This is a genomic window from Dictyobacter halimunensis (assembly GCF_036245075.1).
Genome location: NZ_BSRI01000001.1, coordinates 1,748,142 through 1,761,516, shown reverse-complemented (window position 1 = coordinate 1,761,516; position 13,375 = coordinate 1,748,142). Strand labels below are relative to the sequence as shown.

General features: G+C 52.6%; 12 protein-coding genes. 3 read left to right on the top strand and 9 right to left on the bottom strand.

What is annotated here, in order from left to right; all coding sequences use genetic code 11:
- Positions 1-59: 59 nt before the first annotated feature.
- Together AABA21_RS07010 and AABA21_RS07005 are read right to left on the bottom strand one after the other, a co-directional pair.
- Positions 60-1,367, bottom strand: coding sequence for an ABC transporter substrate-binding protein (locus AABA21_RS07010; protein WP_338248282.1), 1,308 nt, complete (start codon positions 1,365-1,367; stop codon positions 60-62).
- A gap of 157 nt (positions 1,368-1,524) precedes the next feature.
- Positions 1,525-2,580 carry a LacI family DNA-binding transcriptional regulator gene (locus AABA21_RS07005; protein ID WP_338248280.1) on the bottom strand — a complete coding sequence of 352 codons (1,056 nt, stop codon included), beginning with the start codon at positions 2,578-2,580 and terminating at the stop codon, positions 1,525-1,527.
- A gap of 365 nt (positions 2,581-2,945) precedes the next feature.
- Here AABA21_RS07005 and AABA21_RS07000 point away from each other — a divergent pair, with 365 nt between their 5' ends.
- Positions 2,946-3,449: a pyridoxamine 5'-phosphate oxidase family protein gene (locus tag AABA21_RS07000; RefSeq protein WP_338248278.1), complete on the top strand. Its 504-nt coding sequence runs from the start codon at positions 2,946-2,948 to the stop codon at positions 3,447-3,449.
- 198 nt (positions 3,450-3,647) lie between these two features.
- On the opposite strand, the gene AABA21_RS06995 is transcribed toward AABA21_RS07000, so the two are convergent.
- Entirely contained in the window at positions 3,648-4,178 is a 531-nt protein-coding gene (locus AABA21_RS06995) for an MmyB family transcriptional regulator (RefSeq protein WP_338248277.1), read from the bottom strand.
- A gap of 142 nt (positions 4,179-4,320) precedes the next feature.
- Between AABA21_RS06995 and AABA21_RS06990 the strand changes: the two genes are divergently transcribed.
- Positions 4,321-5,058 carry an SDR family oxidoreductase gene (locus tag AABA21_RS06990; protein WP_338248275.1) on the top strand — a complete coding sequence of 246 codons (738 nt, stop codon included), beginning with the start codon at positions 4,321-4,323 and terminating at the stop codon, positions 5,056-5,058.
- Positions 5,059-5,278: 220 nt separating this feature from the next.
- Here the strand turns inward: AABA21_RS06990 and AABA21_RS06985 are convergent, their stop codons facing one another.
- From AABA21_RS06985 to AABA21_RS06970, 4 genes are all read right to left on the bottom strand, one after another.
- Positions 5,279-6,379 (bottom strand): ABC transporter ATP-binding protein, encoded by a 1,101-nt coding sequence (locus AABA21_RS06985; protein ID WP_338248274.1) that lies wholly within the window; start codon positions 6,377-6,379, stop codon positions 5,279-5,281.
- A 13-nt stretch (positions 6,380-6,392) separates the two neighbouring features.
- Entirely contained in the window at positions 6,393-7,304 is a 912-nt protein-coding gene (locus AABA21_RS06980) for an ABC transporter permease (RefSeq protein WP_338248272.1), read from the bottom strand.
- Positions 7,305-7,342: 38 nt separating this feature from the next.
- The gene (locus AABA21_RS06975; protein WP_338248269.1) at positions 7,343-8,299 is read right to left on the bottom strand and encodes an ABC transporter permease; all 957 of its coding nucleotides are present in this window, start codon (positions 8,297-8,299) and stop codon (positions 7,343-7,345) included.
- A gap of 105 nt (positions 8,300-8,404) precedes the next feature.
- Complete coding sequence (locus tag AABA21_RS06970; protein WP_338248267.1) at positions 8,405-9,601, bottom strand: ABC transporter substrate-binding protein; 1,197 nt, start codon at positions 9,599-9,601, stop codon at positions 8,405-8,407.
- 279 nt (positions 9,602-9,880) lie between these two features.
- Between AABA21_RS06970 and AABA21_RS06965 the strand changes: the two genes are divergently transcribed.
- Complete coding sequence (locus AABA21_RS06965) at positions 9,881-10,459, top strand: GNAT family N-acetyltransferase (RefSeq protein WP_338248265.1); 579 nt, start codon at positions 9,881-9,883, stop codon at positions 10,457-10,459.
- An 86-nt stretch (positions 10,460-10,545) separates the two neighbouring features.
- Here the strand turns inward: AABA21_RS06965 and AABA21_RS06960 are convergent, their stop codons facing one another.
- On the bottom strand, positions 10,546-11,793 hold the full coding sequence (locus AABA21_RS06960) for a cytochrome P450 (RefSeq protein WP_338248263.1): 1,248 nt from the start codon (positions 11,791-11,793) through the stop codon (positions 10,546-10,548).
- A 328-nt stretch (positions 11,794-12,121) separates the two neighbouring features.
- Positions 12,122-13,315, bottom strand: a complete 1,194-nt coding sequence (gene xylA / locus AABA21_RS06955) for a xylose isomerase (protein ID WP_338248261.1) — start codon at positions 13,313-13,315, stop codon at positions 12,122-12,124.
- Positions 13,316-13,375 lie beyond the last annotated feature (60 nt).

Here is a 13,375-nt window from a genome sequence, read left to right as displayed (position 1 = left end):
TAAGCGCTTTCTCACCGTAGAGAAATACGCCAGCTCTTTATCCAAAGTGAGCAGGATCATTAGGATGGTAGTAAAGGCTTCACAGCCTGGCTGGCCGTTTGAAGAGCAGCGGAAGCTGATTTTTGTCCGCTAATCGCGGATTGGAAGGCCTGCTGAACATAATTGGAGATCTTTGGATAGTTAGGGCCATAGGCGCGAGGCTTGGCAGTTGTCAGAGCCTTCACAAACACAGCCTGTTTGGGATCTTTGATGAAGGCCGGGTCGCCGCCCAGGTCCGTACGACTGGGTAGTGTTCCGTTGCCCAGCAGGTAGTTTTTAAGAACAGACTGCTCCTGCGTCCACTTGATAAACTCCCACGCATCGGCCTGATGCTGGCTCGTCGTGGTGATGGCCCAATTCTCGCCACCCAGGATAGATGCCGCTTGTTTGCCCTGTGGCAGAGGAACAACGTCCCAGTTGAACTTAGCATTCGAGCGGGCCGCGGGCAGGTTCCAGGGGCCATTGATACACAGGGCGGATTTGCCGGCGGTCCACTGCGTCATCGCGTCCTGCTGCGTCCAGTTGAGGGCATCGCGTGAGAGCAGTCCTTGTTTGGTGAGATCGACCAGGTATTGGAGGGCGGTTGTGGCCTCAGGACTATCCAGCGTGTTCAGGTCCGCGCCAGCTTCCCACAGGAATGGCAGGAACTGGAACGTGCCCTCTTCACTCTGTACCAGGGCCATGGATAGCCCGTAAACCCCTTTGGTGGTCAGCTTCTGAGCCGCGCTATGCAATTCATCCCAGTTTGTGGGAGGCTTGACACCGGCCTTCTTCAGCATATCCACATTATAGTAGAGTGCCAGGCAGTTACTATTGTTGGGAACGCCGTAATTTTTCCCCTTCCACGTGGTTGATGTCCAGGGGCCCTTCAGATAGTCATTGCCCTGTCCCCAGGTAGAGATCTGTGAGGTCAAGTCGGCGAGGATGCCCATCGAAGAAAATGCCTGATGGTCGGGATTATCGATGATCACGATATCAGGAAGCTGGCGGGCCGCTGCCCCCTGAATAATCTTCTGTTTGAGGTCTGCGAAAGGAATGGCCGTACGCTGAATCTTTACATTTGGTTTGACTTTAGGATAGTCGGACAAAATCTTTAAATAGCCGGCGCCGGGCGGGTTAGAATAGTCCCAGATAGTCAGCGTTACGGGTCCAGAACTGGGGCTGGCGCTGCCAGCAGAGGTACCACCGCACGCCTCCAGGAGTGTAAATGCCGCGCTGGAACCAATCCCTATAGCTGCGGCTCTGCCCATAAAGGTGCGACGGCTCATGCGCCCCGCACTAACTTCGGTGATCATATCTGCCAGGTGTGCTCGTTGATTGTGGGTCATCTACGACCTCCTTATCATGATGATAGCTACCGAAACTCTCTCAGAGGGGTATCTCATCCTCTTCCATTGAGGGATGTTGTTATCATTCAGAAAAACCAATTATAACGAGGTATGTTCCACCATCAAATCCTGTTGCGTGCGCCTCCCTTCTTGTTTGCTAACTTTGCTGTAAAGGATCGCTCGAACCGCGTATAACCAGACTACAGGGGAGGCGCACAACGCCGGAGCGTTGCTCACCGGCAAACAATGCCAGCAGGCTCTCGCCTACATAGCGCCCTACCTGTGAGAGATTCATGTCTACCGTCGTCAATGGGGGGCGCGTGGCGCAGGCCATCGGCTCCCAATTGTCAAAACCTACGACCGAGACATCGGCTGGAACACGGATGTTGCGTGCATGCAACGCATCGATCGCGCCCCTTGCCAGTTGATCGCTGCCACAAAAAAGTGCGTCGATCGAGGCATCCTGATCAAAGAGGTAATTCGTCGCTGTATATCCCCAGCTTTCCTGCCAGGGACCCGACAGGACACGGTAGTCGGGAAGCGCAATACCATGTTCCGTGAGCACCTGGCGCATGGCACCCTCGCGTAAGCGGGCCGCTTCAAAATAGCCGGGGCCGGTAATATGGGCGAACTGGCGCCGCCCCAGGCTGATCAGGTGCTCGGTTGCCAGCCGGGCGCCCTGCGCATCATCGGGTAGGACGCACAGAGCGTTAGAATCTGTAACATGGGTAAAGGCATAGACGACCGGTATGTTTGGCCTCCCGAGATCGATGGGAGGGCGCGCATCCTCGCGCCGGGCCGATACCACGATGCCGTCAACTTTGCGCGCCAGTAACAGTTGCAGATGCTGTTGCTCGCGGCTTTGATCGCGTGAATTGCAGAGCATAGCTGAGACCGGACGTGCCCCGAAAGCATCTTCAATGCCCATCAAGAGTGGAAGGCTAAAGCGTCCATAGCTGTCGGTGGTCAACACCCCCACCATAACGCCTTGAGTCGCTGGAACATCCTCTTGCAGGCTAAAAAAGCGAAAGCCCAGGCGCAGAGCTTCGGCACGCACACGCTCACGCGTTTCGGAACTTAATTTTCCACGCCCATTAATAGCTTTAGAGGCTGTCCCCAACGTCACACCCGCGGCTTGCGCGACATCGCGCAAAGTGACGTTTTGCCCCGGCTGCGGCGCTAAATCAAATAATTGTTCATCCGGTTCAGACACGAGTTCATTACTTCCCTTTAGTTATTAGTGCAAAGGAAATGTTTCCTGATTAAATAGAAACACACCAATATCATAATCGAAGATTACCCAATGTACGCCATGAAGTCAAGCATAAAAGCCACCAAATCTACGGGAATAAGCATTATTCCCAAAATCCCTTTCCACAAACAACGATTGTTAAAGGAAAGTTTTCCTTGATATAGGGAAAGGTATATGAGGTAGATAAACCATTGGATTCAGATATGGAAAAGCGGCGGCCTCTCAGGATGAGCAAAGGAAAAGAAGTTTTTTGCAGGCCTGTATGCTATGCTCGCAGGCATGAAGTATGAGAACTACTGATCGAGTGATCGAAAGGAACGTTGTTGATGAAAGAACCTGTCACAAAAATTGATCCGCGCTTTAGCGATCCCCAGGCTGTTGCAACTCCATGGGAGAAGACGCAGCAGGTGCTCGAAACGGCCCAGCTGTTCTGGATTTCAACGATGCGGAGCGATGGACGTCCTCATGTTACCCCGCTTGTCGCGGTATGGCTGGATGGGGTGCTCCACTTCTCGACCGGCCCCGAAGAACAGAAGGCCATCAACCTGCGCCAGAATCCGCACGTGGTGTTGACGACCGGCTGTAACGACTGGAAGGAAGGGCTTGATGTCATGGTTGAGGGTGACGCCGTGCCGTGTACCGATAACGCCATGTTGCAACGCCTCGCCGAGGCGTGGGCCACCAAATGGGAAGGAAGCTGGAAATTCGAGGTGCGCGACGGCGCCTTTTACCATTCTGAGGGTGGTAGATCCCTGGTATTCGCGGTCAAACCCACAAAAATCCTCGCCTTCGGCAAGGGGTCCTTCAGCCACACCCGTCACCAGTTCTAACGCTCCCCTTACGGCTCCAATCAGCCGTAAGGGCTAATATCTTCAACTTGACACGTTCGCATACTTCTGGCTGAATGATATGGTCGTTGGTGGAATGTGCACACGTGGGCGAGCATGTTGGGGACATGATCAACGGGGCCGTTTTGCAGCAAAGCTGAGGCAAGCCCAGCACCTATGATTGTTATGGTTCACTTGAGGTTATATCTGACCATGTCCAAGGGCTAGAAGCTGCTTGATTTTAGTGGCGGTTGCGGAGTCGCGGTGTGGAGTATGGATCAGTAGCCGAAGGTCGCTAGCATCAACAGCTTGGAAAAAGAGAAAATCGAAGGTCATTTCCCCCACGAGCGGATGGTGCATTGATTTCTGACCTTCGGGAACATTGAGTACATCATGACGCGCCCACAGTGCTCGAAACTCGGGACTAACCTGGCTCAATTCCTCGATCTGTTGAGTCCACCAGGGATCTTTAATAAAACGACCGTATTCAGCACGAAATTGAGCCAGGTACGCACGTGTATGCGCCTCCCACTCCTCGCCGGATTGGCTGGAAGGTAATGTGAAAAGTCTCCAGATGATATTTCTTTCTCTCTCCGACATTTTTGCATAGTCGCCAAAGACAACACAAAAGGCTTTATTCCACGCCACGATATTTAAACGAGGGTCAACGACGCACGCTGGGATTATGTCAAGCTGATCGAGGAAGTCTCGCAAGGTCGGACTGATTAACACCTGTCTCGTTAAGGCCTGTTCCTCATTATACACTATCGACGGTTGAGGTGAGGGGGAGCCATCGAAGAGGCAAAGACCAGTGAGGGATCTGCCTTCTTCGACGACATTGAGAAAGAATCGATAGAGAAACAGGAGATAGCATATGTCAAATATCAGTGGAAAAGTTGTCGTTATCACGGGCGCGAGTAGTGGAATTGGTGAGGCGACCGCGCTTCTGCTCGCTGAACGTGGCGCGACAGTCGTCCTTGGGGCGCGCCGGGCCGACCGCCTTGAGGCTCTGGCGGCACGCATCACAGATGCTGGTGGAAAAATTGCCTATGCATCCACCAATGTAAAGCGGCGTGATGACCTCTCCAATCTTGTCAGATTGGCGTACGAGCGGTATGGCAAGCTTGACGTGCTCATCAATAATGCCGGTGTAATGCCGATATCTCCACTTGATGAGCTACGCGTTGAGGATTGGGAGGAGATGATCGACGTCAACATCAAAGGTGTTCTCTATGGCATCGCGGCGGCACTACCGATCTTTCGTGAGCAGGGATCTGGGCATTTCGTCAATATCGCTTCGACCGCAGGGTATAAGACGGTCCCGAACCAGTCGGTCTATTCCGGAACGAAGTTCGCTGTGCGCGCCATCTCCGAGGGTTTACGTCAGGAGGCCGGTGATAAGCTGCGCGTAACGATTGTCTCGCCAGGCTTTGTCCATACGAACTTCGCGGAAGGCGTAACGAATCCCGAGATGCAAGCGCAACTGGTCGCCCAGCGAGACAGATTCGCTATGCCGCCGGATGCGGTCGCTCGTGCTATCGCCTACGCCATCGAGCAGCCAGCCGATATAGATGTCGGTGAGATTATCATCCGCCCCACAGCGCAGGGATAATCAGGCTTTTCATATATATTGGAGCTGACATAGTCAGGTGGATAAGTAACACTTGCCTCGACGATCCTCTCAGCCGACCTGATCCTGGTCATGGAGGCTGGCCGCATCGTCGAGCGTGGTACTTATGCCGAACTGCTCCAGCAAGGCGGCCTTTATTCGCGCCTGTACGAGGAGCAGTTACAATCACGCTAAGGCAAGCAGCTTTAGCGAACCTCCGGTTTTATACAACCAGGGTGGGTTCGTGCAGCGGGAGTACCTGGCAGGCCGAAGGCGGGAACGAGAGCGTTACCTGCTGGTCCGTATGGAAGTTGTGTGCCTGTTGGTTCGGAATATCAGCAAGGAGCGTATCGGTTCCAGAGGTCTGGACATGGAAGCGTGTGAATGGACCCAGAAATGTACGCAGCGTGATGGTACCAGAGATCTGGTTTAGCGTGCCTGGCGTACTTGCTGTGGCTCCAGGAGCTTGCTGCAATGTGACAGCCTCTGGACGCACAAGAATTAGTGCCGGCTCGTTTTTTGTGAGCTGTAACGGTGCTGGAACATGCAGCAGTTGATCGCCGATACGGCAAACCCCATCCTCTGCGGACTCAACCAGTCCCTCAAAGCGATTACTGATGCCAACAAATGTGGCAGCGAAGACCGAGCGAGGTTGATTGTAGATGGTTTCAGGCTGATCCAGTTGTTCGATTTTGCCCTTGGAGATGACGGCGATACGATCTGAAATAGCCAGAGCCTCCTCCTGGTCATGTGTCACATAGATAGCCGTGATCTTCAATTGTTGCTGGATGCGGCGGATCTCATTGCGGAGCGAAACGCGCACCCTGGCATCGAGTGCCGAAAGGGGTTCATCGAGCAAAAGGAGGCTGGGTTCGACAGCCAGTGCCCGTGCGATCGCGATGCGTTGCTGCTGACCACCGGAGAGTTGATGTGGAAAATTTTCGCCCTTCTCGCTCAGACCAACCAGTTCCAGCAATTCAGCGCAACGCTGTCGAATAACATTCTGAGGCTGGCGTCTGATACTCATGCCGAACGCGATATTTTGCGCCGCAGTCATATGTGGGAACAGAGCGTATGACTGAAAAACCATGCCTATCGGCCGTTTATTGGCAGGCGTCCTGGTAATATCGGAACCATCGAGTGAGATAGTACCCGCGCCTGGCGTTTCAAAACCCGCGATCATGCGCAATATGGTCGTCTTGCCGCAGCCGCTGGGTCCAAGCAGCGTCAAGAACTCCCCCTGCTCAACCTGGAGATCTACCTGGTCAACGGCTATGTTGCGGCCGAAGTGTTTTGTAATATGTTCTAAAGCAAGAAATGCCATGAGATGTTCCTTCTTATTTTGTTGCAACAATGTCTAGACTGGCGCTCTCTTTTGTACCGCTGGACCTGCGTCTCACCAGGAGAAGCATGGCAAGCACACAGATCAGTGTTAGCATGAAGCTTACTATCGTCAGCGAGGCAGCTTTATGTGGATCACTCTGTCCCGTCACATTCAAATAAATGGGAAATGTCGTAATGCTAAACAAACTGGCCAGCGTGAATTCACCCATAGCGGTAGAAAAGGTCAGGAGTGAGGCGCTAATCACGCCCGGTAGAATATTCGGGAGAATAATAGCGAAGAACGTTTTCCACCAGCCACAGCCAAGGCTATAGGCTGCCTCCGTCAATGTTTGCGTATTGATGGCGCGCAAGCTATTGTCAATCGGACGATAGACGAAGGGGAGGGAGATAATAAGGTACGCGCACACCAGTAGGGGAGGTGTATTAATAACGTTGAATGGTGGATTGCTCAACAGCGGTACCAGTCCAAACGAGAGAATGCTGATCAGCGTATTGGGGGTACCATAGACCTGAACCAGCCCCAGTGCCATCACGATCGCGGGCATCGCGAAAGGGATGAGTGCCAGTATATCCATGATGGGACGAGCCTGGGGAAGGCGTGTCTGTACCCAGTACGCAGTTGGAGTCACGACGATAATCGTCAGAAAGGTCGTCGCCAGTGAAAGTCCAAGTGAGAACAACAATGTCTGATAAAAATCACCATCGCTGAAAATCTGTTGATATGAGCTAAGATCGATACTTTTTCCATTGGAAATACCAAAGGCGAACGCCGTACCCAGGGGTATCAACAGATACAGCAAGACCAGAATGAGTACCAGCGTATCGATACCAAAGTATACATGTTTTCGGGGCCTGGCACTCATCTCAGGTAGTGATGGAGAGGCTTTGCGTGCGGAAAGACTCATTTAATATACCTTCTCCTCTTCATTCATATATACGTTTTTTATCTCCCTTGCCATCGACCCACCCGGCGCAACATCGCTGTATAGAATGAGAATGCAACAAGGAGAATGACAATCATGCCAACCGCCAGGGCATCGCCGAGCCCGGTATCGATATTCACATTGCCATTGACAACAAAGCTGATCAGAATGGGTACCAGATTGATTGCACCCTGTGCCAGCGCATAGGCGGTCGCGAACGCAGCGAATGCATTGGCGAAGAGCAGCATGGCGGCAGCGATCAAAGACGGAAACAGGATAGGGAGAGCGATCCTGAACCAGTAGGTTATGTTTGACGCTCCCAGGCTGGTTGCCGCTTCGCGCCATTCTGGACGTAAGGCATCGAGCGCTGGTAGTGTGATCAATATCATCAGAGGTAGTTCAAAATAGCTATATGTTAGTACCAGGCCCCAGAATGAATAGACACTGAAATTAAGGGTATGATACAGATCGATGTGGAACCAGTTCAGCAAGAACACGGTCACAAAACCAGTAACGCCGAGTGTCGAAATAAAAGCGAAGGCCAGCGGGACGCCCGCGAAATTGGCGGCGATACTTGAAAACGCGACAACGATATTGCGTACCCAGTTCGCACGCACTTGATAGAGTCCGTAGGCCGCGAAAAAACCGAGCACCGCGCTGATCACAGCCGTAACCAGGGATAGTGAAATGCTGGTCTGGAAGGCGTGTAAATTGCTGGGCTGTGAGAATATACGCTGATAGTTATTCCAGGTAAACGCACCAGTATCACTATCGGCAAAGCTGCCCTCAATCACCATAACGGCCGGCAGAATCTCAAAGAGCAAGCAGAAGAGCGCGAATGGGACAAATCCCAACCAGTTTGTAAAAGCGACACTCCATGGCTGGTTTCTATTTATCGTGGATCGTTTGGAACTGGCTGCCAATGATGGTGTGGTGGCCTCCGTTTCAGCTCTATCAGTGGAGCCGGGTAGTTGCATTATGCTTTCTCCTGAAATCGAACGCCGCAAGGCATGCTATCTCTGGTTGTCGCAACCAGAGATAGCATTGTTTCTTTTGGAGTAGAAATGAAGTGGATAGAGACATTACTGACCAAGGACCTGAGATTGCCAGTTCTGGCTCAATGCCTGGGTCGCGGCACTCAGTTTCGTTGTGTCGCTCACAAACTTCACATTCTTATACTCATCAGCCGAAGGAAGCTTCGCCGCCAGGTCGGCTGGAATCTTGCCCGCGGCCTGCAATTTCTGGTAGCGTGCCGGATGGGCATAACCCCTCAGGTAGAAAAGCTGACCCTCATCCGAGAAGATATACTCATTCCAGAGGCGGGCCGCGTAGGGATGTGGAGCGTATTTATTGATGATCGAGATATAAGGTCCCGCGATTGAGCCATCGGTTGGAATAATAACTTTCAGATTCGGGTGGCTTGAGGCATATTTATCACGGAAGCCCAGGCCCAGGTAGTCCCACATTACGCCGATGGCAACCTCGCCTTTAACGATGTTTGCTTCACTGGAACGCGCAGGAGTAAAGTTGCCTTTTTTCTTCAATTGCGCGAAGAAATCGATACCGGGTTGAATGCTATCAACGTTTCCAGTCTGAGCCAGGGCGGCAGAATAGACCGCATAGAGCGCATCGGTAGCCTGGCGGGGATCGCCATCAATACCAACCATATTTTTGTAGTTGTTATTGAGCAGATCTTTAAACGACGTTGGTGGATTCTTCACAATATCGGTATTGACCACAAAGGATTGCGCGCCCCAGTACTCCGTACACCAGTTACCCTTGGGATCCTTTAATTCGGCGGGAATGTCGTCCCAGTGGGCATGTTTGTATGGGCTAACAAGACCCTGCTTAATTACCGTGGGACCAAAGGAAAAACCGACATCTCCGATATCCCCATAGGGATGATTCTTTGACTGCTTGAATACCTGGATCTCCTGTGCGGAGGAATATTCTGCATCAGCTTTGTAGTCCACCGGCACGTATTTGGATGCGTAGTTTTTCAAGATATCAGCATAGTCAGCCCATTCCGGTGGGATACCAACTGCCTGCATGCCACCTTCTTTTTTCGCATTCGCGATGAGGGTCTTCATGTCAGTAGGACCAGACATATTAACATTAGGAGCAGCGTTTGTACTGCTTGTATTTGTGTTACCGCATGCCGCCAGGAATGTAGCGAAGGCAGATGCAGAAAGACCTAGCGCCCCGGCCTGTTTCAGAAAACCGCGACGATCCTGCGGGCCGAATAAATTACGCATGAGCTCTTGTTCGGAGCTACTCATTAGGATACCTCCAGGTATATAAAGGAAAATAAAATAGTAAGTTTGCTGTAAAGGCAGAATAAAAGAAATTACTTGATTAAGGATCCATTTATTGTCTACCTCTAACTTCTCGCTGAAGCATAACACTCGGAATTTAATGTGACGTTAAGCCTATGTAATGTATTGCTAGTAATAATGCTGAGCTTGGGTGGTTTTTCGAGCAAAGGCCGTTTTCCCTACTGCTCCTGTTGTGTTATGCTCTATCTACATAAGGAAATACAATAGAGGAACATTATAAGGATGAATGTATTTCTGGCCGGGGAGCGCGTTCTGCTCCGTCCACTTGAGATGGATGATCTGGAGGCATTTGTGGGGTGGTTCGCGGATCGGGAGGCCACAAGATATTCGATGGGTGTATGGTTGTTTCCGTGGTCGAGATATGAAACGGAACAGTGGTTGAAGCGCACGCTGCTGGATAAAGAGACGCTCTCGCTTGGTGTGGTGGAAAAAGAAAGAGGCTCCCTGGTTGGTTATGCCGGGATTGCCTCGATAAGTCTGATGAATCGCTCGGGTGAATACTACATTTTTCTGGGGGCGAAAGAGAGTTGGGGCAGAGGGTATGGGACGGAGGTGACGCGCCTGATCGTTGACTATGGATTCGCCAGCTTGAATCTGCACCGGATCATGCTGACGGTTTCTGAACCAAATACCGCCGGGGTGAGAGCGTATACGAAGGCCGGTTTCCAGCAAGAGGGTATCTTGCGCGATGCATGCTATCGCGATGGTGCCTATCATAACAAACTGGTTATGGCCATTCTTCGCTCTGTCTGGGAGGCGGATCGTGCTTCGCAGGCGAGTGGAGAGGCAAAAGCGCAATGATGTATGGTTTTTCATAGACTGGTAGCGTTTATGACTACCAGTCTATACCGTATGGGTGTCGGGGATTTCGCAAGGTGTTTGATTACTCAGGCTGTTTTCGTCGTCTTTACGTCGAAGGTGATGGGCAGGTGCTTGAAGCCGAAGAGAAAACGGCCTTCAAATAGCCGGGCACCTCTGCGGTTAACATGCAGGTTGGGCAGCTGCTTGAGGATGATTGGCAACGCGACCGCTGCCTCCATCCTTGAAAGTGGCGCACCGATGCAGAAGTGGATGCCGTGGCCAAAGGCGACGTGCTTGTTGGGTGTGCGCGTGATGTCAAAGCGTTCCGGTTCGGTGAACTGCTGGGGATCACGGTTGGCCGAGGCCAGCCAGGCGAAAACGGCGGCATCCTTCGGGATGGTTATCCCTGAAAGCGTTACCTCTTCTTTCGTGGTTCGGATCAGGCGCCAGACGGGTGAGGCGTAGCGCAGGACCTCTTCCACCGCGGACGGTATCAGTTCAGGCTCTCTATAGAGCTGTGCCAGCGCGTCGGGATGCTCATCGAAGCAGCGGATGGCCTGACCCAGGAGGTTGGTGGTGGTGACATGTCCGGCCAGAAGCAGGAGCGTGCAGAAGCTGATGGTGTCATCCATGCTCAGATGCTGACCATCAACCTCGGCTTGCAGCAGAGCGCTCATCATATCATCGCGTGGCTCCCGCTTGCGTTCTTCAAGCATGCGCTCAAAGTAGTCCGACATCTCCTCAAATACGCGCGTGAAGCGCTGCAGCTCTGGATTGTTGCGCCGCTCGTCGGTCGGTCGGAACACCTCGGCATCGCTCAACTGGCGTCTGAGCAGGCCATCGGCCCAACTCTGGAAGAGCGGCCGATCGCTGACGGGTACGCCCAGCATCTCGGCGATCACGATCGTCGGGAGTGGATAGGCGATATCGTTGGCGAAATCCATGCTGCCACTGGCGGTCGCCTTGTCAAGTAGCTCTTGCGTAATCTGGGCGACGCGGCCGCGCAGCTTATCGATCGCACGTGGTGTAAAGGCGGATGTAACCAGGTTGCGATATTGCCGATGCTGGGGTGGGTCCATCGCAATGATACTTCGCCCGGTGCGTGGTGGACGCTCATTGTTAGAGCGAGCAGTTGCTACGATCGCTTCGCGCTGCATCCTGCGCTCGGACGAAAAACGCTGGTAATCGGTGATGACCGTGTTCACATCATCATAGCGAAACACATGCCAGCAGTTGCTCTCCTCGTCCAGCCAGACAGGTAGCGTCTGGCGCATCTGCTCAAACCACTGATACATTTTCTGGCTATCTTCCACAGTCGAGAGGGTTGGGATCATCTTAGGAACCTTTCTTTTTTGTATATCTAAGGCCACACGGATGAAATGTTCAGATTAAAGATGTTGATGGACGACGCATTACGATATCCTCAAAAAGAGATACGCTTGATGGATGCTGTGAGTTCCTTTCGTGAAAGGGAATTATAGAGCATCTGATACTACTGTAGCATATATGCATAAAGAATGCATGGAAGGCGTGAAATTCTTGAGGAGTGTACAGCACCGGTTCATGATGCGGAGCATGTTCGTGGGTATGTAGAGCGAACGTACCAGGAAAAAGAGCGGCGGAGGACGTGAGCCTCCGTCGCTCTGCGTAGATGTTTTAGGCTTAGCGGATGCCAAGCAGGAGTTCGATGGTGAGCTGGTCGAGCTTCTCGTATTTGAAGCCACGCTGCGCCAGTGTGTCGGGCTGGAAGTCGATGGATTTAAGCTGATTGACGGCTTCTTTGCTGTAGCCGCCGCTGAAGAGGGAGGCATGGCTGGCGTCGCCGCCGTTGATCTCCTGCAGCAAGGCTTGGATCTCAGGATCGGTGTTGAAGCGACGTGCCTTCTCTTTGAAGATGTTATAGGTACGCATACAGCCAGCCGCGAAGTCCCACACTCCCTGCTCATCCTCGGTACGATAGGCATGGGCATCGAAGTGACGCGGACCCGTGTATCCGTTGTCTTCCAGCAACTTGACCAGGAAGAACATGCTCTTGATGCTTTCGCTGCCGAAGCGCAGATCCTGGTCGTAGCGCGGACCCTTCTGGTCGTTCAGGTCGATATGGAAGAGTTTGCCAGCTTCCAATGCCTGGGCTACGCCGTGGACAAAATTGAGTCCCGACATATGTTCATGGGCTACCTCGGGATTAACGCCCATCATATCGGGGTGGTCAAGGGTATAGATGAAGGCCAGCATATGGCCGATGGTCGCGAAGTAGGTGTCGGAACGGGGCTCGTTGGGCTTGGGTTCAAGAGCGAAGCGCATATTGTAGCCATTATCGATGGCGTATTCGGACAGGAAGTTGATGGCATCGCGCATGCGTTTGAGCGCGTCGACGGGATTTTTGCTTGCCTCGGCATCCACACCTTCACGGCCGCCCCAGAAGACATACGTGCTCGCGCCCAGTTCCGCGCCCAGGTCAATAGCTTTCATGGTCTTTTGCAGAGCAAAGGCGCGTACGCTGGGATCCACCGAGGTAAAGGCACCGTCTCTGAAGACGGGATGGAAGAAGAGGTTGGTGGTCGCCATCGGAACAACCATGTCATAGTCGTTGAGGGCCTGCTTAAATTCGCGCACGATGCGATCGCGCTCCTGGAGCGTAGCGTCAAAGGGGACCAGGTCGTTATCGTGCAGGTTGATGCCCCAGGCTCCCAGTTCGGACAGTTTTTGTACGCTGTACGTTGGTTTAAGTGCGGGTCGGACGACATCACCGAAGGGATCGCGTCCCTGGTTGCCGACGGTCCACAGGCCAAAACTAAATTTGTCTGCCTTCGTTGGAGTATACTGATTGCTGGTTGCTTCTTTGGTCTGAGTCATGTTTTCTCCTATCCTCTCTGAACTATATAATGCAAAGTTCCACCATGGAGCTTTGCCGGA